Annotated in this window: 21 protein-coding genes; all 21 read right to left on the bottom strand. The window is 63.7% G+C overall.

Annotated elements, in window-relative coordinates:
- Positions 1-11 precede the first annotated feature (11 nt).
- The 21 genes from cmk to G513_RS0111680 all read right to left on the bottom strand — a co-directional run bounded on the left by cmk (position 12) and on the right by G513_RS0111680 (position 25,883).
- On the bottom strand, positions 12-701 hold the full coding sequence (gene cmk, locus G513_RS0111580) for a (d)CMP kinase (protein ID WP_022977011.1): 690 nt from the start codon (positions 699-701) through the stop codon (positions 12-14).
- Positions 698-2,026, bottom strand: a complete 1,329-nt coding sequence (aroA, locus tag G513_RS26120) for a 3-phosphoshikimate 1-carboxyvinyltransferase (protein ID WP_028475443.1) — start codon at positions 2,024-2,026, stop codon at positions 698-700. Before aroA ends, cmk begins: the two co-directional genes overlap by 4 nt.
- Before the next feature lie 18 nt (positions 2,027-2,044).
- Positions 2,045-2,926, bottom strand: a complete 882-nt coding sequence (locus G513_RS26125) for a prephenate dehydrogenase (protein WP_028475444.1) — start codon at positions 2,924-2,926, stop codon at positions 2,045-2,047.
- On the bottom strand, positions 2,923-4,062 hold the full coding sequence (gene hisC, locus G513_RS0111595) for a histidinol-phosphate transaminase (RefSeq protein WP_022977012.1): 1,140 nt from the start codon (positions 4,060-4,062) through the stop codon (positions 2,923-2,925). Before hisC ends, G513_RS26125 begins: the two co-directional genes overlap by 4 nt.
- 21 nt (positions 4,063-4,083) lie before the next feature.
- Positions 4,084-5,181, bottom strand: coding sequence for a prephenate dehydratase (pheA, locus tag G513_RS0111600; protein WP_022977013.1), 1,098 nt, complete (start codon positions 5,179-5,181; stop codon positions 4,084-4,086).
- On the bottom strand, positions 5,178-6,359 hold the full coding sequence (locus G513_RS0111605; protein ID WP_028475445.1) for a phosphoglycerate dehydrogenase: 1,182 nt from the start codon (positions 6,357-6,359) through the stop codon (positions 5,178-5,180). The genes pheA and G513_RS0111605 overlap by 4 nt, the downstream gene beginning before the upstream one ends.
- 151 nt (positions 6,360-6,510) lie before the next feature.
- Positions 6,511-7,584: a 3-phosphoserine/phosphohydroxythreonine transaminase gene (gene serC / locus G513_RS0111610; RefSeq protein WP_022977015.1), complete on the bottom strand. Its 1,074-nt coding sequence runs from the start codon at positions 7,582-7,584 to the stop codon at positions 6,511-6,513.
- Positions 7,585-7,645: 61 nt separating this feature from the next.
- A complete protein-coding gene (gene gyrA, locus G513_RS22675) occupies positions 7,646-10,360 on the bottom strand; it encodes a DNA gyrase subunit A (protein ID WP_022977016.1) in 2,715 nt (904 codons plus the stop codon).
- A gap of 237 nt (positions 10,361-10,597) precedes the next feature.
- Complete coding sequence (gene ruvA, locus G513_RS0111620; protein WP_022977017.1) at positions 10,598-11,197, bottom strand: Holliday junction branch migration protein RuvA; 600 nt, start codon at positions 11,195-11,197, stop codon at positions 10,598-10,600.
- A 13-nt stretch (positions 11,198-11,210) separates the two neighbouring features.
- Positions 11,211-11,756 (bottom strand): crossover junction endodeoxyribonuclease RuvC, encoded by a 546-nt coding sequence (gene ruvC, locus G513_RS0111625; protein WP_028475446.1) that lies wholly within the window; start codon positions 11,754-11,756, stop codon positions 11,211-11,213.
- Positions 11,757-11,776: 20 nt separating this feature from the next.
- The gene (locus G513_RS0111630) at positions 11,777-12,499 is read right to left on the bottom strand and encodes a YebC/PmpR family DNA-binding transcriptional regulator (RefSeq protein ID WP_022977019.1); all 723 of its coding nucleotides are present in this window, start codon (positions 12,497-12,499) and stop codon (positions 11,777-11,779) included.
- Positions 12,500-12,568: 69 nt separating this feature from the next.
- Entirely contained in the window at positions 12,569-14,029 is a 1,461-nt protein-coding gene (lpdA, locus tag G513_RS0111635; protein ID WP_022977020.1) for a dihydrolipoyl dehydrogenase, read from the bottom strand.
- A gap of 150 nt (positions 14,030-14,179) precedes the next feature.
- Positions 14,180-14,902 (bottom strand): TetR/AcrR family transcriptional regulator, encoded by a 723-nt coding sequence (locus tag G513_RS22680; RefSeq protein ID WP_022977021.1) that lies wholly within the window; start codon positions 14,900-14,902, stop codon positions 14,180-14,182.
- A 270-nt stretch (positions 14,903-15,172) separates the two neighbouring features.
- Positions 15,173-17,536 carry a M20/M25/M40 family metallo-hydrolase gene (locus G513_RS0111645; RefSeq protein ID WP_022977022.1) on the bottom strand — a complete coding sequence of 788 codons (2,364 nt, stop codon included), beginning with the start codon at positions 17,534-17,536 and terminating at the stop codon, positions 15,173-15,175.
- A 1,112-nt stretch (positions 17,537-18,648) separates the two neighbouring features.
- Positions 18,649-21,387 (bottom strand): DUF927 domain-containing protein, encoded by a 2,739-nt coding sequence (locus G513_RS22685; protein ID WP_022977023.1) that lies wholly within the window; start codon positions 21,385-21,387, stop codon positions 18,649-18,651.
- 23 nt (positions 21,388-21,410) lie between these two features.
- Positions 21,411-22,091 carry a hypothetical protein gene (locus G513_RS0111655; protein WP_022977024.1) on the bottom strand — a complete coding sequence of 227 codons (681 nt, stop codon included), beginning with the start codon at positions 22,089-22,091 and terminating at the stop codon, positions 21,411-21,413.
- Positions 22,092-22,351: 260 nt separating this feature from the next.
- Positions 22,352-22,864, bottom strand: a complete 513-nt coding sequence (locus G513_RS24935; RefSeq protein WP_245563115.1) for an ATP-dependent Clp protease proteolytic subunit — start codon at positions 22,862-22,864, stop codon at positions 22,352-22,354.
- A gap of 352 nt (positions 22,865-23,216) precedes the next feature.
- Positions 23,217-23,435 carry a helix-turn-helix transcriptional regulator gene (locus tag G513_RS0111665; protein ID WP_022977026.1) on the bottom strand — a complete coding sequence of 73 codons (219 nt, stop codon included), beginning with the start codon at positions 23,433-23,435 and terminating at the stop codon, positions 23,217-23,219.
- Between the two features lie 105 nt (positions 23,436-23,540).
- Positions 23,541-24,194, bottom strand: a complete 654-nt coding sequence (locus tag G513_RS0111670) for a hypothetical protein (protein ID WP_156891608.1) — start codon at positions 24,192-24,194, stop codon at positions 23,541-23,543.
- A gap of 24 nt (positions 24,195-24,218) precedes the next feature.
- Positions 24,219-24,566, bottom strand: a complete 348-nt coding sequence (locus G513_RS0111675) for a hypothetical protein (RefSeq protein ID WP_022977028.1) — start codon at positions 24,564-24,566, stop codon at positions 24,219-24,221.
- A 108-nt stretch (positions 24,567-24,674) separates the two neighbouring features.
- Positions 24,675-25,883 (bottom strand): tyrosine-type recombinase/integrase, encoded by a 1,209-nt coding sequence (locus G513_RS0111680; RefSeq protein WP_022977029.1) that lies wholly within the window; start codon positions 25,881-25,883, stop codon positions 24,675-24,677.
- Positions 25,884-26,030 lie beyond the last annotated feature (147 nt).

Here is a 26,030-nt window from a genome sequence, read left to right on the forward strand (position 1 = left end):
ACGGTCCCGCTCTATCGATCCAACTGCCGGGAATCCAGCAGTTTTTCAATGTTTTCCAGCACTTCCGGTACCGCCATCCGCGTCGTGTCGATCACTACGGCGTCGGGCGCGGCAACCAGTGGTGCCACAGTTCGCTTGCGGTCGCGCTCATCACGAGCACGGACTTCTACAAACAGGTCGTCGAGGTTAACACTTGCGCCTTTCCTGCTCAACTGGCGATGGCGGCGCTCCGCTCGCGCCTCGGGGCTCGCATCAAGGAAAATCTTCAAGGTCGCATCGGTAAACACCACAGTGCCCATGTCGCGGCCATCGGCGATCAGGCCTGGCGCGGTGCGAAAATCACGCTGCCGCTGCAGCAGCGCAGCCCGCACCACCGGTGCCGTGGCGATCTGCGACGCGAGATTGCCGGTGGTCTCAGCGCGGATTTCGTGGGTCCAGTTGGCGCCACCCACCAGAATCGCTTCATCCGCCTCGGTTTCACCGATGAACTGGATCTGCAGATCGCTCGCCAGCGCCGCCACCCGTTCATGCGCATCCAGTGGAATGCCGGCATGCACGGCCGCGAGCGCGAGGATGCGATACAGCGCACCGCTGTCGAGCCGATGCCAACCGGTTCGGGTTGCCAGCCAGCGGGTGACCACACCCTTGCCGACACCGCTCGGGCCATCCACCGCAATCACCAACGGCAGGGCGGAAGTCACGAGGGCTGCTGCTCGCTGACCCGCAGGCCGGCCTTGCCCATCAGGCTGACGAAGCCAGGGAACGAGGTATTGACGTTGGCGCAATCGAGAATGGTGATCGCGCCAGTCGCACGCAGTCCGGCGATCGCGAAGCTCATGGCGATGCGGTGATCGCCCTTCGAATCCACCGTGCCGCCGCCGATACCGCCGCCAGTGATGATTGCGCCATCCGGCTGGGCAATTGCCGACACGCCGAGCGCAGTCAGGCCATCGCACATCGCCGCAATGCGGTCGGATTCCTTGACCCGCAGTTCTTCAGCCTCGGTGACCACCGTCGTGCCGCTGGCACAGGCGGCCGCCACGAATACGGCCGGAAACTCGTCGATCGCCGAAGCAACCAGATCACCGCCGATCGCGATGCCCTTAAGCTGCCCGCCACGAACCCGGATATCAGCCACCGGCTCGCCACCGAACAGGCGCTCGTTGGTCAGGTCGATCTGCGTGCCCATGCGGCGCAGGATTTCGATGATGCCGGTGCGCGTCGGGTTGATGCCGACGGCGGTCAGCAACAGGTCCGAGCCGGGGACGATCGCGGCCGCCACCATCGGGAAAGTTGCCGAAGAAATATCGGCCGGCACTTCGATGTTGGTCGCCTTGAGCCGCTGGCCGCCGCGAACGGCGGCGTAGCCTGGCGTCGCTTCCACCTCGACGCCGAAGCCACGCAGCATCCGCTCGGTGTGGTCGCGGGACGCCTCCGGCTCGCGCACTTCGGTCTTGCCGTCGGCGTACAACCCGGCCAGCAGAATGCCGCTCTTGACCTGCGCGCTGGCCACCGGCGACTCATAGGAAATCGCCTTCAATCCGCCCGCGGCCGAGAACTTCAGTGGCGATGTACCCTTCTCGGTCGTCGCGATGGTCGCGCCCATCTGGCGTAGCGGATCGACGATCCGGCGCATCGGCCGCTTCGACAGCGAGACATCACCGATCAAGGTGGTCTCGAACGCCTGCGCCGCCATCAGGCCGGACATCAGCCGCATCGAAGTGCCGGAATTGCCGAGATCCAGCGGGCCCGAAGGCGCTTTCAGACCATGCAAGCCAACGCCATGCACGCGCAGATGCGTCGGCCCCAGTTGCTCGATCCGCACGCCCATCGCCTGGAAGGCTTTCATCGTGCACAGGCAGTCTTCGCCGGTCAGGAAGCCGGTCACTTCCGACACGCCTTCGGCCAGCGAGCCGAACATCACCGCGCGATGCGAGATCGACTTGTCGCCGGGCACGCGCAAGGACCCGGACAACTGCCCGCCTGGCTGCACGACATAGGTCAAACCGGGGCCATCAGTGCTCATAAGTCTCTATTCGGGTTTCTATTCGATTCTTGTCAGGTGCCGTTCACGCGCCGCGCGCGCGCGCTCGAAAACGGTACGCATCGCGTCCCAGTCGCCAGTTTCGATCATCTGCAGCAGGCTGTTCAGTTCGTCGATCTGCTTGCGCAGCAGTTTGGCGACCGGCCCGGCATTGGCACGCAGGATGTCATGCCACATGCGTGGGCTCGATGACGCGATGCGAGTGAAATCGCGGAAGCCACCGCCAGCGTTCGGGAAAATGTCGGCATCGGCGCCATCGAGCTGATCGAGCATGTCGACGAAGCTGTAGGCGAGCAGATGCGGCAGATGCGACGTCGCGGCGAAGATCGCATCGTGACGGGTCGCATCCATCTTGACGACACGTGCGCCAACCGCCGTCCACAATGCTTCGACGGTCGCCAGCGCCTGCGCGTCCTGCGCCGGATGCGGCGTCAGGATCAGGCGATGCTTGCGAAACAGATCCGCCTTCGCATGCGCGACACCGCTCTTCTCGGTGCCGGCAATCGGGTGCGCGGCGACGAAGCGCGGCGGGATGTCGCCGAACACCGAGATCACCGCATCGAGCACCGACTGCTTGGTGCTGCCGACATCGGTCAGGATCGTGTTCGGCCCCAGCCCCGGCTTGCAAGCCGCAACGGCCGCTGCTGTCGCCAGCACCGGCACCGCGATCACCGCGACATCGGCACCGCGCACCGCATCGGCAGCATCGGTCGCAGCGCGATCGATGACGCCGAGTTCCAGCGCGATGCGAATCTGCTCCGGATCACGATCGAAGCCGGCGATATTCGATACCGCCCCCGCTTCGCGCAAGGCGCGCGCCAGCGAGCCGCCGATCAGCCCCAGCCCGACGATCGCGAGGCGGATCGGTGCAACGCCGCTCACGCCGCCAGCACTTCCTTCAGCGCCGCGAGGAAGCGCGTGTTCTCGGCGTTGGTGCCGATGCTGACGCGCAGATAGGTCGGCATCTGGTACGAGGCCATCGGCCGCACGATCACGCCACGCTCCAGCAAGCCCTTGTGAATCGGTGCTGCTTCGCGGCCGAGGTCGAAGGTCAGGAAGTTTGCCTGCGACGGCAGGGTCTTCAAACCCAGCGCGTCGAATTCGGCCTTCAGCCGGGCCATCTCGCTGCGATTCAGTTCGACGGCTTCCGCGACATGCGCCTGATCGCCGAGCGCGACTTCGGCCGCCAGCAAGGCCAGCATGTTCAGGTTGAACGGCTGACGGACGCGATTCAGCAGGTCAGCCACGCTCGGATGCGACAGCGCATAACCTGCGCGCAGGCCCGCCAGCCCATAGGTCTTCGAGAAGGTGCGGGTGATGACCAGGTTCGGATAGCGGTCGAGCCAGGCACGACTGGCAGGCGCGAGGCCCGGTTCGAAGTATTCGATGTAGGCCTCGTCGAGCACGATCAGCGTCGATGCCGGTACTTGGGCGATGAAGGCTTCGAGTGGTGCGGCCTCGACCCAGGTACCGGTCGGGTTGTTCGGGTTGGCGATCATCACCACGCTGACCTCCGGCGTCAGCGCCGCGGCGAACGCATCGAGATCATGGCCGTAGGGCATCGTCGGGTGATCCGACGGCAACGCCTTGGCAACGATCGCTTCAGCGTTCTGGGCCAGCGTCGCCAGCGGATAGACCGCGAAGCAGTATTCCGAGAACAAGGCCTTGCGGCCCGGGCCGAGGAAGACGCGGGCGATGAATTCGAGCAGATCGTTGGAGCCATTGCCTAGCGTGATCCGCTCTGCTTCGATGCCGTGGAATTCGGCGATCTTCTTCTTCAGACGAAAGCCGCCGCCATCCGGATACAGCGAGACATTGCCGCTCGCCGCGTGCTCGGCGAGCGCTGCCTTGACCTGCGGGCTCGGGCCCAGCGGATTCTCGTTCGAGGCCAGCTTGATGACATCGGACAGGCCGAGACGGCGCTGCAGCTCGTCGATCGGCATGCCGGGCGAATACGGCTCCAGCGCCATGACGCCGGCGAGCGCGTTCTTCAGAAAAGGCTGTTCAATCTTGGTCATGACAGATTCAGAAATCAGTGATCAGACAACGGCGCGAGGATAGGAGCCCAGCACCCGGAAGAACGCCGCGCGCTTCTGCACGGCATCGAGCGCCTCGGCGACGATGGCTTCGCCGCGATGACCTTCGATATCGAGAAAAAAATTGTAGTCCCAGATGCCGCGACGGCTAGGCCGCGACTCGATCTTCGACAGATTGATGCCGGCTTTCGCGAATGGCTCCAGCAAGCGGAACAAGGCGCCCGCTTCGCCGCCGCTCGGTGCCGAGCAGACCAGCGAGGTGCGATCAGCACCGGTCACTTCCGGCTGCTGCCGGCCGATGACCAGGAAGCGCGTGGTGTTGTTCGGATCGTCTTCGATGTTCGCGGCCAGCGCATGCAGCTTGTAGCGCTCGCCGGCAGCGGCACTGGCGATCGCCGCGCCCTGCCCGGTTTCGGACACCTGTTTCGCCGCAGCGCCATTGCTGACCACGGTCTCGCGTGGCACGCCCGGCAGTCTGGCGTCCAGCCAGCGCCGGCACTGGGCCAGCGACTGCGGATGCGCGTAGACGACCTTCACGTCGGCCAGATCGGCATGCGGCGACAGCAGCTGGTGATGCACTGGAAGCCAGACTTCGCCACAAATCGAAAGCGGCGTGGTCGCAAGTAGATCGAGTGTCGAGTTCACCACGCCTTCGGTCGAGTTCTCGATCGGCACCACGCCATAGGCGGCAGCACCGGATTCAACGTCACGGAAGATGTCGTCGATGGTCGCCACCGCACGCGCAGCCACCTGAGCACCGAACTGCTTGTAGACCGCAGCCTGTGTGTAGGTGCCTTCCGGGCCGAGATAAGCGACCGACAGCGGCGACTCCAGCGCCAGGCAGGCCGACATGATTTCGCGCATCAGCTTGGCCATCACTTCATCGGGCAGCGGGCCGCCGAGTTCGCGATTGCGCTCCATCGCCTTCTTCAGCACCTCGGCTTCGCGAGCCGGGCGGTAATGGTCGCCGGTCGCGCCGGCCGCCACCTTGATCTCGCGCACCGCTTCGGCAACGCGAGCGCGACGGGCGATCAGCGTCTGCAGCTCGGCGTCGATCGCATCGATCGCAGCGCGAGCCTCGGGCAGAGTGGTCAGCTTCATCGGACACAACCTCCGATCACGCGGGTCGCCAGCACGCCGGGAATCGCTGCCAGTTCGTCGACCATCTCGTCCGGCAAAGCCTGATCGACATCGACCAGCGTATAGGCGATCTCGCCGCGCGACTTGTTGAGCAGATCGTTGATGTTGATCTCGTGCTTGGCCAGCGCCGTGGTGATCTGGCCAACCATGTTCGGCACGTTGGCGTTGACGATGGTCAGGCGCTGCTTGCCCGGCAGCAGCGGCATAACCGCCTCCGGAAAGTTAACCGAGTTGCGGACGTTGCCGGTTTCCAGGAACTCGCGCAGCTGATCGGCGACCATGATCGCGCAATTGTCTTCAGCTTCGCCGGTCGAGGCACCGAGGTGCGGCGTGGCGATGACCTTCGGATTGCCTGCGAGCTTGTTGCTCGGGAAATCACAGGCATAGGCCTGCAGCGCGCCGCTCTTGAGGCCGGCGAGCACCGCGTCCTCATCGACGATTTCGGCGCGAGCGAAGTTCAGTACCACACCCGGCTTCTGCATCAGCTCGATGCGTTCGGCATTGATCAGGCCGCGGGTCGCGTCGAGCAGCGGCACGTGCACCGAGATGAACTGCGATTTCGATACCAGATCGTCCACCGACAGCGCCTGGATGACGCCGGAATTCAGCTGCCAGGCGTTCTGCACGGTCATCGCCGGATCGAAGCCGTAGACCTTCATGCCGAGATCGAGCGCGGCGTTGGCGACTTTCACACCAATCGCGCCGAGGCCGATCACGCCCAGGCTGCGGCCGGGCAATTCCATGCCGACGAAATGCTTCTTGCCGTCCTCGACGAGCTTGTGCAGTTCTTCGTCCGTGCCGCTCAGCCCCTGCACGAAAGCGATCGCCGGCGCGATGTTGCGGGCGGCGAGCAGCATCGAGGCCAGCACCAATTCCTTGACCGCGTTGGCGTTGGCGCCCGGTGCATTGAACACAGGCACGCCGCGCTTGCTCATCGCGGCAACCGGTATGTTGTTGGTGCCGGCACCGGCGCGGGCAATCGCCTTGACGCTTAACGGAATCTCGACCTTGTGCAGATCCGCCGAGCGCAGCAGCAGCGCATCCGGTGCCGCGATGTCCGACGCGACTTCATAGCGCGCACGCGGCAGGCGCTCGAGACCGAGCACGGAAATGTTGTTCAGCGTCTTGATCTTGAACATGGATTCAAAAGTCGAAATCACCAACCGCGTCATTCCCGCGCAGGCGGGAATCCAGTTCTCTGTCGCCGGCGACACGCAGACTTCAAAACTGGATTCCCGCCTGCGCGGGAATGACGGTTGTGGAAGTAGCGTGCCGCTGCTCGACCGCTTTTCAGCCTTGGGTCCGCACGAATTCCTTCATGTAGTCGACCAGCACCGCGCAGCCGGCTTCCGGCATCGCGTTGTAGATCGACGCGCGCATGCCGCCGACGGCGCGATGGCCCTTCAGACCCGGCAGGCCGGCTTTCGCCGCGCCCTTTAGGAAGTCGGCGTCGAGGTTGGCGTCAGCCAGGGTCCAGACCACGTTCATCCAGGAGCGATCAGCCTTGGCGACCGGGTTCGCATAGAACGGCTCGCTGTCGATGTAGTCGTACAGCAGCGACGATTTGCGATGGTTGCGTTCGCCGATCGCCGCCAGACCGCCTTCCGACTTGATCCACTTGAACACCAGGCCGGACACATACCAGGCGAAGGTCGCCGGCGTGTTCAGCATCGACTCGTTCTCGCTGACCGACTTGTAATCGAAGATCGACGGCGCCACCGGATTGCAGGTGCCGAGCAGGTCTTCGCGAACGATCACGAAGGTGATGCCGGCCGGCCCGGCGTTCTTCTGCGCGCCGGCGTAGATCAGGCCGAACTTCGAGACATCGAGCGGCCGCGACAGGAAGCTCGACGAGAAGTCGGCCACCAGCGGCACCGAGCCCACGTCCGGAACGGTCTGGAACTCCACGCCTTCGATGGTTTCGTTCGGCGTGTAGTGCACGTAAGCGGCGTTCGGATCGAGCTTCCAACCGTCACGCGCCGGCACGTGATTGAACTTGTCCGGCTTGGCAGCAGTGTTGGCCTTGCCGTACTTCGCGCATTCCTTGACCGCCTTCGCGCCCCAGGCACCGTTGACGATGTAATCGGCCGCCTTGCCGTTCAGCAGGTTCAGCGGCACCGCCGCGAACTGGGCGGTCGCCCCACCCTGCATGAACAGCATCTTGTAGTTCGCCGGCACGCCGAGCACTTCACGCAGATCGGCTTCGGCTTCGGCAGCGATCGACATGAACGGCTTGTCGCGATGGGACATTTCCATCACCGACATGCCGGTGCCATGCCAGTCGAGCAGTTCGTCACGAACCTGTTCGAGCACCGGAACTGGAAGCGTCGCCGGGCCAGCACTGAAGTTGAATACTCTGGTCATAGTGTTCGTCCTGAACAAGACCGCGCCATCCCTGGCGCGGACTGTTCAATCAATCCTCGTTTTATACGTTGGGAGCGGCGTTCTTGCCGTCTTCGGGGTTCGATGGTTCGGCGGCCTGCACATCATCTGATTCGTTCACGGCATCGGGCTCCGGCTCGATCCGGTCAAGCCCGACCAGGCGATCGCCCTCGCTGGGCCGCGCCACGCGCACGCCCTGGGTGTTGCGACCGAGCTGCTTGACCTCGCTGGCCTTGACCCGGATCAGATGGCCGGCGTCGGAGATCAGCATCAGTTCGTGGCGATCGTTGATGTCCAGCGCGCCGAGCAGCCTGCCGGACTTCTCCGACAGCGCTTGGGCAATCACGCCCTGACCACCGCGACCACGCAGCGGGAAGCCGGCGATCGGCGTGCGCTTGCCGTAGCCGAATTCGGAGACGGTGAGGATGTCGCCTTCCTGGGCAACGATCAGCGCGATCAGCTTGGCGCCGCTGGCGATCGGTTCGGCGGCGGCTTCCTCGCCATCCGCTTCGACCGTCGCCGTGTCGTCATCGTCGCTGGCGCCGGACTTGACGATCAGACGCATGCCGCGCACACCAGTGGCACCGCGGCCCATCGGGCGCACGTCCTTTTCGTTGAAGCGGATCACGCGGCCGGCGTCGGAGAACAGCAGCACGTCGCTTTCACCGCTGGTCAGCACGACACCGACCAGTTCGTCGTCGACTCTCAGATCGACCGCGATGATGCCGGCAGTGCGTGGCCGCGAGAAATCTTCCAGCGGCGTCTTCTTGACCGTGCCGCCGCGGGTGGCCATGAACACGTACTGGCCGGTGTCGAAACGCTTGATCGGCAGCGCGACGCTGATCCGTTCGCCGTCTTCCAGCGGCAACAGATTGTTGAACGGCTTGCCCTTAGCGCCCGAGCCGCCGGTAGGCAGTTCGAACACGCGCAGCCAGTACATGCGGCCGCGCGAGCTGAAGCACAGCAGCCAGTCGTGCGAATGGGCGACCCAGACACCGTTGACGTAATCGTCTTCCTTGGTCGCCGCCGCGGTACGGCCACGGCCGCCACGCTTCTGCACCTGGTATTCGGACAGCGGCTGCGCCTTCACGTAGCCGGCCTTGGACAGGGTCACAACCATGTCCATCGGCGTGATCAGATCTTCACGGTTCAGATTGAGTGCGAAATCGGTGATCTCGGTACGACGCTCGTCGCCGAAGTTGTCCTTGACGTCGAGCAGCTCGGCCTTGATCACGCCCAGCAGGCGCGGCTCGGACGCGAGAATGTCCATGTAGTCGAGGATCGCTTCGAGAATCGTGCGGTACTCGTCGTGAATCTTGTCCTGCTCCAGGCCGGTGAGGCGCTGCAGGCGCAGATCGAGAATCGCCTGCGCCTGCAGGTCAGACAGCCGATACAGGCTTTCCGGCCCCAGTGCCGCGCCGCTGACGACCTGCATGCCGAACTGGCTATCGAGGCCGAGCGGACGCGACGCATCGGCGCGCGACAGCATGTCGGCGACCTGCCCGGCTCGCCAGTCGCGGCCCATCAGCCCGGCCTTGGCTTCGGCGGCATTCGGCGAGCGACGGATCAGCTCGATCACTTCATCGATGTTGGCCAGCGCAACCGACAGACCTTCGAGGATGTGGGCGCGATCGCGGGCCTTGTTGAGCAGGAACTGGGTGCGGCGGGTCACCACTTCACGGCGATGGCGCAGGAAGATTTCCAGGAGCTGCTTGAGCCCCATGGTCTTCGGCTGACCGTCGTCGAGCGCGACCATGTTGATGCCGAACACGGTCTGCAGCTGGGTCTGCTGGTAGAGATTGTTGAGCACCACCTCGACGTTCTCGCCGCGGCGCAGCTCGATGACCATGCGCATGCCGTCCTTGTCGGACTCATCGCGCAGATCGGTGATGCCTTCGATCTTCTTTTCCTTGACCAGCTCGGCGATCTTTTCGATCAGCCGCGCCTTGTTGACCTGATACGGAAGCTCGGTGGTGACGATCGCCTGGCGATCGCCGCCGCGCTCGAAGTCCTCGAAGTGCGTGCGGGCGCGCAGCACGATGCGGCCGCGACCGGTTTCGTAGGCTTCCTTCAGGCCCGCGGCATCGAGAATCAGGCCGGCGGTCGGGAAATCCGGTGCCGGCACCAGCTTCATCAACGCGTCGAGATCCATGTCCGGGTTCTCGATCAGCGCCACGCAGGCGTCGATCACTTCGGACAGGTTGTGCGGCGGGATGTTGGTCGCCATGCCGACCGCGATGCCGCTCGAACCATTGACCAGCAGGTTCGGGATGCGCGTCGGCAACACCGCCGGTTCGTGCTCGGAACCGTCGTAGTTCGGCACGAAATCGACGGTGTCCTTGTCGATGTCGGCAACCAGTTCCATGGCGATCTTCGACATCCGAACTTCGGTGTAGCGCATCGCCGCCGGGCGATCGCCGTCCACCGAGCCGAAGTTGCCCTGGCCGTCGACCAGCATGTAGCGCAGCGAGAACGGCTGCGCCATGCGGACGATGGTGTCGTAGATCGCGGTATCGCCGTGCGGATGGTATTTGCCCATCACGTCGCCGACGATGCGCGCCGATTTCCGGAACGGCTTGTTGTAGTGATTGCCCTGATCGTTCATCGCGTACAGCGAGCGGCGATGCACAGGCTTCAGGCCGTCACGGGCGTCAGGGAGCGCTCGGCCCACGATCACGCTCATCGCGTAATCGAGGTAGGAGCGCCGCATCTCGTCTTCGAGATTGACGGACAGAACTTCTTTGGCGAAATCAGTCATTCGTAGAGTGTTCTGAATGCGGTTTTAGGCGCACCGGCTCAGGATTCCTGCGATGCGGTGGCCGGTACTGCCTGGCCATGGTCGTCATCGGAAAGCCTGCGGGCGGGCTGCCAATAGAAGCCGGCATTTTAGCAGTTCACGCCCCGCAAGGCCCGCATTTGCCGCCTGTGACGCGAAGCGGGATATCCCGTCAGGGGGAAAGGGGTAAGCGGCTACGCGCCGAAACGGGCGTCAGGATCAACGAATCGCGCGTTTCAGGGCTTCGCGGATGATCTGATCGGTGCTCATGCCCTCCTTGTGCACGGCATCGGTGAGCTTTTGCGCTTCCGGCAGTTTGTAGCCCAGCGATTCCAGCGCCGCGCGCGCTTCGGCAATCGGGCTGGCCGAGATTGTCACGCCGGAGGCGTTCAGCATGCCGAGATCGCCCGGACCGCCAGCGCCAGCCTTGTCGCGCAGTTCGATGACGATGCGCTCAGCGGTTTTCTTGCCGATGCCCGGCAGCTTGACCAGCCGGCCGGTCTCCGCCGCACGGACCGCCGCCCAGAAATCATCGACGCCGATGCCGGACAGGATCGCCAGCGCCAGCTTCGGGCCGATGCCGCTGATCTTGATGATCTCGCGGAACAGGTTCTTCTCGGTCTGGGTCGCGAAGCCGAACAGCAGATGGGCGTCCTCGCGCACCACCAGATGGGTCTGCAGCACCACTGCTTCGCCAATCGCCGGCAGCTTGAAGAAGGTCGACATCGGCGCTTCGATCTCGTAGCCGACGCCGTGCACATCGAGCAGCAACAGCGGTGGCTGCTTGGCGATCAGGGTGCCGCTGAGTCTGCCGATCATGTTGGGAGGCCGTTCATCGTGGGGAAGGAGTTCGCGGCTTTGCCACCACAGCATTGCCCCAGGCGCCGCGCAGTGCCTCGCCAGTCTTGATCACCGTGCCGCGAACGTGGGCATGGCAGAGCGCGACGGCCAGCGCATCGGAGGCATCGGTCGGTGCGGCTTCCGGCAGGTTCAGCAGGATCTTGATCATGTGCTGCACCTGCTGCTTCTCGGCGCGGCCATTGCCGACCACGGCGGACTTGATCTGCGCCGGCGCGTATTCGGCCACCGGCAAGTCAGCGAAAGCCAGCGCGCAGATAGCCGCGCCGCGCGCCTGCCCGAGAATCAGCGCACTGGAGACATTGCGATTGACGAACACTTCCTCGATCGCGGTTTCCTGCGGCTGGTACTGGCGAATCACCTCGCCCACTTCCTTGAAAATGCGCAGCAGCCGCGCCGGCAGGTCGCCGGCTTCGAGATGAATGCGGCCGTGATCGACGCAGCGCGAGCGATTGCCGCCGTGTTCGATCACGCCCCAACCGGTGATCCGCGAGCCGGGGTCGATACCGAGGATGCGGATCGGCGCGTTGGCGGACACTCTCAGGTCGGAAGGTCAGCGTTGTGATGCACGTCCTGCACGTCGTCGAGTTCTTCGAGACGATCGATCAGCTTGGTCAGCTGGGCGGCAGCCTCGCCATCCAGCGCGGCGCGGGTCGCCGGCCGCATCAGAACGTCGGAATCGATCGGCGTCAGACCGGCTTTCTCGAGCGCGCCCTTCACCGCCAGATAAGCCTCGGGCGTGGTCAGCACGTCGACGAAGCCGTCATCGCTCTGCACATCATCGGCGCCATTCTCGAGCGCGATTTCGAGGATCTTTTCCTCGAGCGCCGCGTCATCGCGAATGTCGAAAATGATCTCGCCGGTCTTGGTGAACTGGAAGGCAACCGAACCGCTGGTGCCGAGATTGCCGCCGTTGCGGCTGAATGCGGCACGTACGTCGGCGACGGTGCGCGTCGGGTTGTCGGTCATGCAATCGACCATCACCGCGACGCCGCTCGGGCCATAGCCTTCGTAGCGGATTTCGACGACCTGCTCGGTGGCGCCTTCGCCGGTACCACGCTTCAGGGCACGTTCGATGGTGTCCTTGGTCATGTTCGCGGTCAGCGCCTTGTCGATCGCCAGCCGCAGACGAGGGTTGGCGTTCGGATCGCCACCGCCGGCACGGGCCGCGATGGTGATCTCACGAATGAACTTGGTGAATTTCTTCGCCTTGACGGCGTCGGTGGCGTTCTTGCGCCCTTCGATGCTCGGACCGCGTCCCATTTTCTACTCCTGTGTATCGTGCGGACAGGCCCCGCGCCATTCACGGCGCGATGCCTGTCCAAGCAAGATTTACTTTTTCTTGTTCGCGGAGTGGATCGCGTGGCCGTCCACCGCCAGCGCGGCTTCATGGAAGGTTTCCGACAAGGTCGGATGGCCGTGCATGGTCATCTGGATGTCCTGCGTGGTCGCCGCGAATTCCAGCGCCAGCACCGCTTCGGCACACAGTTCGGAGACATACGGGCCAATCATGTGGACGCCGAGCACGCGGTCAGTCTTGGCATCGGACACGAACTTGACCTGGCCGGCGATCGATTCCAGCGCGCGGGCGCGGCCGTTGGCGGCGAACGGGCTGGAGCCGACCTTGACCTCATGGCCGGCAGCCTTGGCCTGCTCCTCAGACAGACCGACCCAGGCGATTTCCGGGTTGGTGTAGATCACCGACGGGATCGCGTTGTAGTTGACCTCGGACTTCTCGCCGTGCAGCTGCTCGATCAGCACCACGCCTTCCTCGATCGCCTTGTGCGCCAGCATCACGCCTCCGGTGACGTCGCCAACGGCGTAGATGCCGGCAGCCGAGGTCTTGTAGTTCTTGTCGATCTTGACGAAGCCACGCTCGTCGAGCGCGACACCGGCAACATCGGCACCGAGCTTGTCGGTGAACGGACGGCGGCCTACGGCGACGATCAGCTTGTCGAAGGTTTCCTTCTTCGTTTCGCCGTCCTGCTCGTAAGTCACGGTGACATCGGTCTTGCCCTTGGCAACGGCACTGACCTTGGCGCCGAGACGGATGTCGAGGCCCTGCTTGGTGAACTGGCGCAGCGCTTCCTTGGAGATAGCAGCATCGACCATCGGCAGGAAGCCTGGCAGCGCTTCGAGGATCACGGTCTTGGCGCCGAGGCGCGACCAGACGCTGCCCAGTTCCACACCGATGACACCGGCGCCGATGATGCCGAGGCGTTCCGGCACGGCCGAGAAATCGAGCGCGCCCCAACTGTCGACGATCTTGTCGCCATCGAACGGCGCGATTTTCTTCAGCTCGACGGGTGCCGAGCCGGTGGCGATCAGGATGTGCTTGGCCTTGTAGGTGGTGGCCACACCGTCATGCGCGGTGACCTTGACCTGGCCGTTGCCAAGCAACTCGCCATGGCCGAACACGCCGGTGACCTTGTTGGCCTGGAACAGCAGCTTGACGCCGCCGGAGTTGGCCTTGGACACCGCCATCTTCCGTTCCTGCATCTTCTTCAGATCGAGGACCGGCGTGCCGACGCCGATGCCGTGGATCGCGAATTCGTGGCCGGCCTTGTGGAACAGCTCCGACGATTCCAGCAACGCCTTCGAAGGAATGCAGCCGGCGTTCAGGCAGGTGCCGCCGAAGCTCGGCGTGTTGTCGCGGTTCAGCCAGCTATCGATGCACAACGCCTTCATGCCGAGCTGGGCGGCGCGGATCGCGGCCGGGTAGCCGGCGGGACCGCCGCCGATAACGATGAGATCAAATGTTGGCGTGGAGGGGGCTTCGGGGGAGTCGCTCATGATCGCGGAATTCCAGACTGGTTCGAGGGCGGCTTGACAGCCTGCAGCGCTGTTGCGCGCGGATCTGAAAAGGCGCGTTACTTTATCGCAAGGGCGTGATCGTCCGGGAAAATCCGGGAAAAAACTTTAACCCCAAGGATCGTTACGGGCTCAGGCTTTGAGCTTCGCCGTCTCGCGATTGATCGCGCCAGCACCGGCGATCAGGCAGCGAAACAGGCCCTTGATCTGGCCGTGCACGGTGTCGATCGGCGGACGCTCCTTGCTCATCAGCCATTCGATCATCAATTCCCGGATCGCACCGATCAGCGCCATGCTGCTGTGCCAGTAATCGCCCGGCGGCAGGCCGCCGGAGTCCACCAGCTGACGCGTGAACATGTTGAGGATGGTCGCGAATTCGTGCACGGCATGACGGCGGCGCTCGAACATGTCACTGCTGACGCCGATCACCTCGACACAGAGAATGCGGGTACGACGCGTATCGACCGTGCAGCTTTGGACGAAGGCATCGATCGCCGCGAACATCAGTTCTTCGGTTGTCTTGCCCCGCACCTGCAGCGCCTTCATGACAGTGGCACGGGTCTCCAGGTTGATCTGCTCGTACAGCGCGATCAGCACCGCCTCGCGCGAATCGAAGTGCTCATAGAAATGCCGAGTGGTGACGCGGGCCGTAGAGCACAGCAGTTCGATCGGCGTGCGGGAAAAGCCGCGCTCCGCGAACAGCGTCAGTGCTGCCTCGAGCAGACGTTGCCGACGTTCGCCAGCCAGTTGCTCGGCCGTGCGGCCGGCGTAGCCACGACGCTTGGTGACCACGGTGCCAACGCTGGCAGTCGATGCGCTCGCAGCCGCTGTTGCATCCGATTGCTTCAAAGCCATAAGTGCTCCTGAACCCGTCCGCCGGACCGTCGCCGTGCGCTAACGTCTGATTGACAGGGTTTTATCAGGGTTCTCTGTTTTCTGCATTGATTTCATAAAATTTTTATCCGTACGCGAGAACTGTTGGCATGAATTCCAGCGTTTATTCAGTAACCTGTTTCGCGCGTGCTTCACGCTTTCCGAAGGTTTAAGCAGACCGGGAAGTTATGGAAACTTGATCCCAGCCGTAGTTCGGCAAGAATATTTGTGACGTTACCAACCTCGAACGGCTCAAGGCGGGCCGATCCGGACTCGGCGGATCAGCCGGGTGACATCACCATCCTGAGACCGCACTGCCGTCTCAGGCCGGGCCATCAACAGCTTCAGCCCCGTTGGCGGCAGCCCGGCGCTGAGATCGAACAGCAGCGCTTCCACCGGGGCTGAACTCGGCAGCGTGAATGCCAGGCTGACGCCATCCGGATTCAGCGCGTGATCACTGATGCAGCGCCAGCCGGCACGCCGCGTTTCCAGCGCTTTCAAGGTCCTGGCATCTGGCTCGGGCAGCCGATGGCCACCGAGCACGAGCTGAGTCGGGGCACTGCCCGGCGGCCAGCACAGGCTGATCGAAGATGCGCCGCGGGGTGACTGCAATCGAACCTCGTAGCGCAGGCCGCCGTTGTCGGCGGCGCTGCCGAGCAGGTGCAACTCGGGGGCTGGCAATCCGGTTTCGGGTGCGTCGGCGTGCCAGACCTGGCCGCGGCTCCACGGGAAAACCGGTGTTGGTCTGGGAGTGAACACAGCGGCGGATGCCAGCTCGGACGGCAGCAGACCGGAATCCGGTCGCGCCAGCCATTCAGCCGCTCCCTGATCGGTATCGAGCAGGTATTCGAAGTTGAGGCGCTGTGGCGAGGCCTCGCTGTACATCGGCAACCAAGCTGCGATCGCGGCGGAAACGACCGTTGTTACCAAGGCCGCGGCCAGCAGACCGCGTTGCAACCGGACGCCGGCCGATCCGATCAGCCCGAGCAGCGGCAGATAGACCCACATCAGCAAGGCAGTGGCCACGCACAGCGCATCCGGTCCCAGGCTTTGATGCAGGAAACCAATGGTGGGAACGAAGACGCTGGTCGCCGCCAGCGCAGCGGCGACCAGCGCCAGAACCAGCGCCCGATCGCTGCCCCGGCGGTTCAGCAGCCCGACCAGCAGCAAAACGATCAGCGGCAGCTGGAAGGCGAACCCCAGCCCCGGCAAAAGCATCGCGCTGGCCAGCGTGGCCAGGGTCAACAGCAGACCGCTTGCCGACCACCAAGCCGTCAGGCCGACGCGGCTTTTCAGCAATCTTGCGACGATCGACAAGGCCAGCGCAGCCAATGCCGCGCTGGCGATATCGAGCGGCAGCGGATGGGCGCTCCAGTGATAGCTGGCAGCCTCCGGCGGAATTGCCGAAACTCTGCGCAGCACCAGCAGCAGCGTCCAACAGGCGAGCGCCGCCAGCAGCATGGCCACGATCGAACCTGTTGTCGCCAAGGCCAGTTCGCGCAAGCCCAGCCGACGATGGCGCAGTTGCACACCCACCAGCAACACCCAAAGCAGCGCGCTGCCTGCCGCGATCGGCAAGGCCAGCGCCGCCGGCCAGGCCAGCAGATGCTCGGCGAACAGATCGACATACACCGCGTCTTCCGCTGGCGCCGCCCCGGAGGTCCCGCTGGCTGGCAACGACGCTTCAGCAAGCGCCAGCAGCATCGAGAAGGCGTTGTCACCGTGGTGCTGCAAGCTGTCCCGCGACAGGTTCGCGAGGCTGTCGCGCGGCGTGTGGTAGTGCTGCACGTTGCCGGTCAGCGCGAAGTTGTAGCCCTCCCAGCCCGCTGCCTTGAACACGGTGAAATCGGTGTCGTTCGGCAGCAACTGATAGGCGGTGTAATAGATCGAATTGGTGATCGGGCGCGCAGCGCGTCCCTGATACAGCGCCATCGCCCAGGCGTTGTGCCGGCCGGTTTCGAACATGAAGCTCGGGCCATCGTTGCCGCGCGCTTCGAGGTTCACCGCCGCGCGCACTTCCTTGGCCCAGGGATGCTCGTCGACGAATACCCGGGCGCCCAGCAGGCCGGTTTCCTCGCCCTCGGTGATCAGCAGCAGCAAGCTGTGTCGCGGCTGCGGCTGGCCTGCCTTCAGCAGACGCGCGATCTCCAGAATAGTCGCCACACCGATGCCGTCATCGGCGGCACCGGGCCCGGCGCCCACCGAGTCGTAATGCGCCGTCAGCGCCACCGCCGAACCGGCCTCACGGCCGTCGAGCCGCGCGACGATGTTCTCGACCACCGCACAGTCGCCCCATTCGTCACAGGAACGGCCGGTCTGGATTTCGGGGGCATAGCCGAGGCTGGTCAGCCTGGCGACCAGGCGGTCCCGCACCGCGTGATTCGCGGCGCTGCCGGTCGGATGTGGGCTTTCATCGCCCAGCACGACAGCCAGTGCATCGATCGCACGCTGCGCCGAAAACACGCTCGGCGACGCATCGGCAGGCAAGGCCGGCGACGGCCGATAACGCTGCGCCTGAAACGCCAGCAGCAGCGCGATCAGCAGCAGGCTCAGGAGCAGAGCCAGGCTGGTGGAACGATGATGACCGCTGGCGAACGGCTTCGAGAAATCGGTCATGGGCGGCAGCGGCTGAGGGTTTGGCAGGCCGAGTTGAATCAGGACACGGCGTGCCCCGAACAGTAACCGACCCGAAGCAGCCGAGAACCTTGTTCCCGCCATCGATCGAGTTAAAAGCCCGCTCCTCCACGAAGAGGAGCGGGAAGCCCCGCCAAGACCGGCCTGCCAGCCGGTCTGTTTGCTCATCGAAATGCTTGATCGGCGATCCGCACGATCGATGCCGTAAACAGCCTCGGCATCGCCGGAGACCGTGGACCACGGCCATCAGGGGAGTGCTTGTCGGCTGTCGATAACATTTCAGACGAGGTTTCGCGCCCAGACCGGACATCACCGGAAAAGGCCGAACGACAGGCACAAAAAAACCCGCGCGCAGCGGGCTTGTTTGCTGAACCATCATGCGGATGGTTGCCACTCACTCGAAATGTGCGCTGAAACGTAGCAACGGCGGGAATTCCAGCGATCACGAATTTTACGATACCCCCAGAAATACCCCCAGACAAGGCTCAGTGCTCCGCAAATGGCTCGGTCTGCGGTGCGGGCGGAATGGCGTGGTGGCGCGAGCCAGTGTTTTTGCGCGCGCGGAATCGTCGTCGTCACCAGAAAAATGTTCAGGCTGGCATTTCGCCAGCGAAACCAGACTACGCAGCCGTGAACACAGGCGGAAACTTGATTAACGGCCTACCTGTGAACTGGTAAACAGACGCTTGTGTCTGCGAGAAATCCGCGAGTCTTTCTCACCCGCATCCAAAAACGCCAGGGAGTACCTTTTCCGATTCAGTCCATAGTGGAGCGCCCATCTCTCAAAATGACCGGGGACAACGGGTACACCGGGGACAATCGATACAAACTACTGACTTATATAGAAAATTCTGTCCCCGGTGACTGATGTCCGTGACAACAGTCATCGGGGACACCGGGGACAAATCGAAGATGGAAGCCGTCCGTTGTCCCCGGTGTCCCCGTTGTGTCCCCAGTAAGAACACATAGACCGGGGACAGCGGAAAGCCCAGCAACGGCGAGCCTTCCAGCGCTTCGGCTTCGCCTTGTCCCCGTTGTCCCCGGCGATTCTTGGAAAGTGTCGCGCGGAAAACTCGGGTCGCGCTCCGCGCCCCTCACGCGCCCGGCTCGGCATCGCCCGGCACGGCTTGCCAGATTGACGGCAGCACGACATAGCACCAGGTCAAGCCCAGGGCCGGCAGCCGCTCTTTGCGCTTCAGCCGATTGCCTTCCTTCGGCCGCTTCAGCGCGCCAACGCTGGCGAGTAGCTGCGCCACTTGTCGCGGATCGAAGCCGGTGCAGATTTCTTGCTCGAACGTCTCCGGCAGCAGGTAATAGGTTTCGCCGTCATCGCCGAACACTTCGGCGCAGCGGAAGCCGGCGCGCTTCACCGTCACCCAATCCTTGCTGTTTGAATCTTCGCCCCAGTGCTGCAAGCGGGCGCTGGCCTCGTTCTCAAGCCAGCGGCGTACCTGCGCCAGCATGCGGACGGGTTCCAGGTTGCCGGTGCCGCCGCGTGTGTCGATCCACGCTTCCAGGCATCGGCCGCAAGCGGCATCGGCTTCGCCCACTTCCCAGCCGGTGATGCCGGCTTGCGTTGCCAGCTCGCCCGCCGCTGCGATGACGGACAGTCGGCCCGCGACGCGTGATACCTGCCCGTCGATGCCCTTTGGAACATGGCGATCGGTGAAGGCTCGCCGTAGCGTGCGGATGGCGTCCGGCAGCGTGTCCAGGCGCGGCAACAGCGCGCGGAGAAACGCCGGGCCGGCGACGCCGTACACGTCGCCCGCCGCATCGGTGATCGCACGGGACAAGGCCGGGCCGTTGTCGTATCCGCCCAGAGTGTTGAAGATCCCGAAGCCCGCGCCGGCATCGGCGGGAATGTCGGCCATGCGGGTTTCCTGCCCGGCCTGCGCTTGCTTGCCGCCTTGCCGCATGTGCTCGGCAAGGCTCAGTTCGCCGGCACTCAGGAACAGCAATCGCCAGGTGATGACGGGACGGGCCGAACCGCCGCGCCCGGCGCGGGCCTTGCCCTCGCCATTGGCAAGCATGTACGCGGCATCGCCCGCGATACGCGGGTCCATCTGCCCCAGTTCGTCCAGGATCAACAGCCCGTCGGAGTACTGCGCGGCGATCGACTCAAGCCCGTTGTCGGTGGCACGCCAGCGGCGCATGAACTCAGGCCCGCCCCAAACGGAAGCCGCCGCCCGCAAGGCCGTGGTCTTGCCGGTGCTCGATGCTCCGCGCAGGTTGAAGCCGCCCGATTCCTCGCCTGCCCAGTGCAGCAGCGGGCCGGCGAACGCGGCCGACACCGCGAACAGCAGCCGGGAATTCCCTCGGCACAGATCGGCCAGGTCGCTGCGCCATTGATCGAGCGTGCCGCGCTCCCGGTAGACATGCCCCGCCGTGGTCTCGCTCTGAAACAGCACGGCTTCGTCGGCCTCGCCGATGGTGCGATCCGGCATCACGAACACGCGGCCATGCCAGCCCGCACGCTCCACACAGCGGGCGCGGGCATCGGGCCGGGATTGTTGGATGTAGTCGGTCAGCAGGTTGCGGCTGCGTTGTGAAGTCGGCACGTCGAAGCCCAGGCGCAGCAGCTCTGCGCGCATCTCATCACCGCCACCGGATAGCAGCCGCATGGGCATGCCCCAGCGGTGCTCGGTGCCGTCGGCATCATTGAAGCTCAGCAGGCGGCCCCAGTTCGTCCCGTCCAGGTCGCGCAGGTAGGCCGCAACCTCGATCGGCGGACAGACCCAGTACGGCGCAAGCGCTGTCCCGTCCTTCGGATCGGTGGCGTTGTGCCAGACGCCGCGATCGTCGCGGGTGAAACGGGGTTGTCTGCCGCTGCCGCTCGCCTCGGCAGGCTTGGCGCGAGGCACTGCGCGGGCCGCTGGCGCAGCTTCAGGCCCTACCGCTGGCGCAGCCGGTGCGCTGGCCTCGGCATCGCCTGCCGTCTCGAATACGGCGCGCACAGCGGCCAGGCCATGCACGGCCGCGTAGTCGTTCCAATCCGATCCGGCATCGCCTTCCGGGAACGATGGCGCGATGACGGAACCGTCGACAGCCTGCGCCGCCTCGGTGGCTTTCGCCATGCCCGGATTGCCTTCGGTGCGGTGATCGTTGTCCGCCGCGATAACGATGCGCGCCGCTGGAAACTTCGCGCGTAGCGCCAGCGCAACGGGCCGCAGGTTGCGGGTATCGAACGCGACCGCCACGGCCTGCCCGGTGGCCTCGCGCAGCGTTGCCGCTGTCGCATAGCCCTCGGCAATCAGCAGCACGGCACCGGGCTTGCCGATCGCGTGATAGTGGCCCGACTTCGCCATGCCCGATGTGAAGCGCTTGGACCCGTCGGGCTGAATGAATTGCAGGCCATGCAGCGCGCCGTCGGCATCGCGGACGGGAATCACCAGCGCTTCGCGGAGCTGCCGGATACCGTAGCCGCGTACCTGCTTTTTCGCCAGGTACAGATGCTTTGCCGACGGCTTCGGGTTGGCTTCGTCCCACAGCTTCGCGGCCTTCTTGCGGGCTTCGGCTCGAACCCGCTGCGTCTCGGCATCACGCTCGCGCCGGATCGCTTCCAGGCGCGCTCGATTGGCCTCGCGCTCGCCTTCGTCCAGCTCGCGCCCGATGTTGGCGTGCCAGGTCTCGGACAGGCCGCGCTTCCAACAGCCGAACTCGCCGGCCGGCAGGCCATCGGCATGCAGCACATACCAGCCGTTGCGCTGGTCTCGCCGATCGCCTGTCACACGAAAGCGATGCAGCTTGCCGTCGGCATCAATGGTCGCATCGGTGTCGAGTCCGGCCGCGCGCATGGCGCGGCCGAACTGCCCCAAGACTTCGGAGAGCTGCATAGCAAACGTGTCCGATATCACCGTTAGCGCAGAATCGCGTAGGCGTCCCAAACATCTTTGAGTTCTGCGCGGACGCGCGGCAATACCAATCGCTGGTCTATGTAGTCATCTGAATTGGAGAGAACGGCGTCCGGCCATGTCTTGGATCGTTCCAATAGGCCGGCTTCAAAATTCAGCTCGTCTATCTGATCTTCGAGCCAAACCCTCTTTGCCATTGCAACGTCGATCCGCGCATCCAAAGCGGCATGGATTTTCTCCTTTAGCTCTGCCTCTTTTTTCCGTAGCTTTTGTGCCATATCGGCATGACGGTCGGTTGCTTGCTTCAAGGCGGAATCTAGTTCTGCCTCATCGATTGCCAATTGCGTTTCCTTCGGTGGCGGCACGTCGAAGCCAGAAATAACTGCGTTGATGATTTCGCTGCCACGGTCATCCCGGTATGAAGCTAGCCGGTCTGCCGCCTCATTGCGGCGAGCTGTAAGCACATCGACAGCAGCGGCCAGCTTCAGCACTTGTGGCCGAAATTTCTCAATGTCAGTTTTCATGACGCGAATGCCGTTGCGCGCCATCGTCAACGTGGCTTCCGAACAAATCAAACGTTGCGTCATATCCCGGTCGATCTGCTGCACCCCAAACACCTGTTCGGGGAATGATTTGAGTTTCTTCTTCAAGCATTCCAACGCGCCTTCGGGAATCAACTTCGACATTTGTGCATCTCCTTGAGTGATGGCCTCGGAACGAGACCGATCTAAAAAAACGAAAAGGGCGTGATTCGCAGCGATTCGCGTCGCGACTCGGGACCACACGCGAGAAGCGCAACGGGAGCCACCTTCGAGCAACTCGAAAAAGCATTCCGCGCAGACATAGGCGGTCAGGCAACGCGAGTCGTGCCCACCTGTCACGCGTGAAACTGGATACAAAGGCGCGACCGTGCCGCAGCCGGGGCAGCCCCAGACGATTAGCCGTCTCATGGCAGCCGCCCGTAATGCGGCGCGACGATGGCGTGCACATATCCGGCTTGCAGCGCTTCATCTGCGCTCAGCCAGCGGTCACCTGCGGCGATCAACTGCGTTAGTTCGTGGGCCACGCTCCGGCCGCTTATACGGGCCATCGCTGCTGCCAATGCTTGGTTCGTCTGGTCGATCAAATCGGCAGCGATGCCGAAGACCGGCCCATCGCCGGCGACATAAGCGATTGCGCCGTGGAACATGAGGAAGGCATCGGCCTCGATCTCAACCCGGTCACCCGCCATCGCGACCAATGCACCCGCGCTACTGGCGATCCTGCGAACTCTGGTCACTGTCGGGCGGCCATCGCAGCGGATGGCGTCATAGATCGCGATGCCTTCGCGCGCAGAACCGCCCCAAGACGTGACTTGGACAACTGGCATCGGATCGCCACACGCCCGCAGCGCCGCCAGCACATCCGTGTAGAAAACGGCATCGGCTTCCGTCGGATCACCAATCGCGCCGTCTATCACGATCAAGCCCGCATCCCGATCAGTGCACGAATGACCGCGCGCAACGCGCGTATCAGGACGTGTGTTGATCGGCTCTCCGATAGCTTTTGGAGCGCTGCACGCGCGTTCTCGCGCTTACAGCGAGGGCAGTGAACAAGACCGGGCCGAGACTCATCCTTGTGTGCGAGCCAATCGAGAACGGCCGCAAGGTCGTACAGGTGCCCTTCGCCGTTCGATAGATCGCTGTGCGTTTTGATCGGGCAAGGATTCGGCTGGCGGATCCACTGCCGCACGGCTTCCGCCCTCCAATCGCCAACCCCAAGCCGGCTCAATTCGGCGACAAGCTGACGGCCCGTAAACAGAGGAACGGGCTTCATGCGCACTTCAGATGGCTTGGCCGGGCGGCCTCAATCTTCCCGGCAATCCAGGTATCAACCTCGGATTCGATCCATGCACGGCTCCGGCCATTCAGTTCGATCGGGGCGGGAAACTCGCCGGATTGAACCAAGGCATACAACGACGAACGGGATAGGCCAGTGCGCAACTCGACCTGATCTCGCCGCAACAGCGATTGTTTGTGCTGACTGACCATCTAGAGTCCTCCTGATGCCGGGCGGGTCGCCTCGGGCTTCGGGGGAATCGTCTAGTCAGCTGGCATTTACAGGAATAAGCCGAACTGCCCGGTTTCTCAGGTAGTTCAATACTCCGCAGTTGACGCGTCGCGTAGGTAGTTCGCCAGCGTCGCAACCCGAAGGCTCACCGGCTTCAGATCAACGTGACTTCGCGCGGCTCGCACCACGATGGCAAAGGCTCGAATGACCGATCCGACGGCTTGGCTGCTATCGATGTTCAGCGAGGCTTCCAAGCCGAACCGCTCAAATACCCTGAGCAGCTTCCACGCGGCGTGAATCTCGGCATCGCTTTGAGGGATGCGGTTAGGGACTTTCGGAAATTTTTCGAAGTACTTATTTGCCAGAAAAGACACGCGATACAGTGCGGAAGCTGCCTCATCAACGCCGCCGGCCTTATCGAAAAGAACGCCCTCGATGTCGTCCAAAGCATGAACTGCACCCTCGGGCATTGACGCAAGCACCTTCGCCAGGTCATGCGCGCGTTTGCCTGCATGCTTGATCGCATCGCGCCTTTCGGTCAGCGTCTCGCGTGTCGCGCGCGCTATCAAACTCGCCGCATAGACTTCCGCAATATCCCGAATAGCAGCCTCAAAATCGGGGGAAGGGCAGATACTTTGGACCTTCCCCCGATCTTCAACTGACAGCGGAATATCTGGCGCAACCACTCCAGGCGGATTGCGCCTTGCTGCGTCGAACTTCGGTTTCCGCCTCGTCGGCATTAGCGGATCAACTTCGCCAGCGGCTCATGACTGCACCCAATTGGCGGAGAGCGCAGAGCTGGTCAGGGCGCTGGCCTGCTCCGCAAAGCGCAATGCCCCATAGGCCAGTTGCGCGGCAATCTCGTCGTTACCATCCACACGCTCGGCGATGCCCCTAGACAGCGCTTCGATTACATTCACAACGCAGAGAATTTCCCCCAAAACGTCTGCAACAGAAGCGCCAGGGTTGACGCTGTAGAACTTCACCTCTTCACCGTCTGCCGCTTTGCATGCGTATCCGAACTTGTCCGCGCGCGCCGCGCGAAAGCCATCGAGGCTCGGCACCTGCTTGATGCCATCCTCGCTGCTACCCTTCGTCTCAGCCTGCTGCATGGCTCTACTCCATGTTGCGAGTCAGGGCCGATGACGTGTTCTCAGCACGCCATCGGCCCGCCTCATTGCCCCGCGTGATCCGGCGCGAGGCTTGCCGGTCTTGCTCGATCAGGCCGCGCGTCCGAAGTTGCCCGCGACCACTTTGCGATCCTCGCGCAGCGCGTCCAGATAATCGGCCCATGCCTGCATCATTTTCCGGCGTTCGGCGAGGAACTGCGCCCGGTCATAGGCTCCCTTGAGCGGCCCGCTGGCCTTGTGGGCGAGCTGTCGCTCGATCGCATCCGTCCGCCATCCCAGTTCCGCAAGCAGCGTCCGCGCGCTGGCGCGGAAGCCGTGCCCGGTGGCGGTGCCGACCGGGTAGCCCATCCGCCGCAGAGCCGCGTTGACGGTGTTCTCGGACATGGGGCGCAGCTTGGTGCGTGCGCCGGGGAACACATAGCCAGCCGGGCCGGTCAGCGGGTACAGATCGCGCAGCACGTCGACGGCCTGCACTGCCAGCGGAACGAGATGGTGATTTCCCATCTTGCTGGCGATGTAGCGCCATTCGGCTGCCTCAAGGTCGAAGTCTTCCCAGCGTGCCGTCCGCAGCTCGCCGGGGCGCACGAAGATCAGCGGGGCAAGGCGCAGCGCGGCGCGGGTCACGGGGTCGCCCTGATAGCCGTCTATGGCGCGTAGCAGTTCGCCCAATGGCTTCGGGTCAAGGATCGCCGGGAAGTGCTTGACCTCGGGCGACTTGAGCGACCCGCGCAGGGCCACGGTCGGATCGACGGTCGCGCGGTCGTCCTTCATCGCGTAGCGGAACACCTGCCCGATCTCGCTGCGCGCACGGTGCGCCGTCTCGATCGCGCCGCGATCCTGAATGCGCTTGAGTACCGCCGTCAGTTCAGCGCGGGTGATCTCCGCAACGGGTCGGTTGCCGATGTAGGGCAGCACGTCGGCTTCCATGCGTGCGGTGATCTTTTCCAGGTAGGTCGGCACGATGGATTTCTGTGCCAGCCATTCGCGCGTGATCGACTCGAAACTGTTCTCGGTCACGGCGCGGCGGACTGCCTTGCCCTGCACCTTCGCGGCCGATGGGTCGATGCCACTGGCAACCTGCGTCCGGGCGTCGCGATGCGCCTTCATCGCGCTGGCAAACGTCACTTCGGGATAGCTGCCGATGGCTAGCAGCTTTTCCTTGCCTTCGATCCGGTACTTGTAACGCCACAGCTTTGAGCCGTTCGGCTGTACCAGCAGATACAGCCCGCCACCGGCGGCGATCTTCCGCGCCTTGTCGGCTGGCTTGGCGTTGCGTGCCGTCACGTCCGTGAATGCCATGCGATACCCCCTGCCCTCTGCGAATACCCCCAGAGATACCCCCGCGCAGGACCGGCTGTCAACGGATGTTGCTGGACTTCTGCGGACCTCGCAGGCACAAAAAAAGCCGCAACCCCTTGAAAAGGTGCGGCTTGATGGACTTTCTTG

Origin of the sequence: Nevskia ramosa DSM 11499 (genome assembly GCF_000420645.1) — a bacterium.
GTDB classification, from domain to species: Bacteria; Pseudomonadota; Gammaproteobacteria; order Nevskiales; family Nevskiaceae; genus Nevskia; species Nevskia ramosa.

Coding starts and splice junctions, on each gene's coding strand:
- ruvA (WP_022977017.1), bottom strand. CDS start 11,197: ATGATCGGCAGACTCAGCGGCACCCTGATCGCCAAGCAGCCACCGCTG.
- lpdA (WP_022977020.1), bottom strand. CDS start 14,029: ATGAGCGACTCCCCCGAAGCCCCCTCCACGCCAACATTTGATCTCATC.
- G513_RS0111630 (WP_022977019.1), bottom strand. CDS start 12,499: ATGGGACGCGGTCCGAGCATCGAAGGGCGCAAGAACGCCACCGACGCC.
- serC (WP_022977015.1), bottom strand. CDS start 7,584: ATGACCAGAGTATTCAACTTCAGTGCTGGCCCGGCGACGCTTCCAGTT.
- G513_RS0111645 (WP_022977022.1), bottom strand. CDS start 17,536: ATGACCGATTTCTCGAAGCCGTTCGCCAGCGGTCATCATCGTTCCACC.
- G513_RS0111680 (WP_022977029.1), bottom strand. CDS start 25,883: ATGGCATTCACGGACGTGACGGCACGCAACGCCAAGCCAGCCGACAAG.
- pheA (WP_022977013.1), bottom strand. CDS start 5,181: ATGAAGCTGACCACTCTGCCCGAGGCTCGCGCTGCGATCGATGCGATC.
- G513_RS22685 (WP_022977023.1), bottom strand. CDS start 21,387: ATGCAGCTCTCCGAAGTCTTGGGGCAGTTCGGCCGCGCCATGCGCGCG.
- G513_RS0111665 (WP_022977026.1), bottom strand. CDS start 23,435: ATGGTCAGTCAGCACAAACAATCGCTGTTGCGGCGAGATCAGGTCGAG.
- G513_RS0111675 (WP_022977028.1), bottom strand. CDS start 24,566: ATGCAGCAGGCTGAGACGAAGGGTAGCAGCGAGGATGGCATCAAGCAG.
- G513_RS0111655 (WP_022977024.1), bottom strand. CDS start 22,091: ATGTCGAAGTTGATTCCCGAAGGCGCGTTGGAATGCTTGAAGAAGAAA.
- hisC (WP_022977012.1), bottom strand. CDS start 4,062: ATGACCAAGATTGAACAGCCTTTTCTGAAGAACGCGCTCGCCGGCGTC.
- gyrA (WP_022977016.1), bottom strand. CDS start 10,360: ATGACTGATTTCGCCAAAGAAGTTCTGTCCGTCAATCTCGAAGACGAG.
- G513_RS0111670 (WP_156891608.1), bottom strand. CDS start 24,194: ATGCCGACGAGGCGGAAACCGAAGTTCGACGCAGCAAGGCGCAATCCG.
- aroA (WP_028475443.1), bottom strand. CDS start 2,026: ATGAGCACTGATGGCCCCGGTTTGACCTATGTCGTGCAGCCAGGCGGG.
- G513_RS0111605 (WP_028475445.1), bottom strand. CDS start 6,359: ATGTTCAAGATCAAGACGCTGAACAACATTTCCGTGCTCGGTCTCGAG.
- G513_RS22680 (WP_022977021.1), bottom strand. CDS start 14,902: ATGGCTTTGAAGCAATCGGATGCAACAGCGGCTGCGAGCGCATCGACT.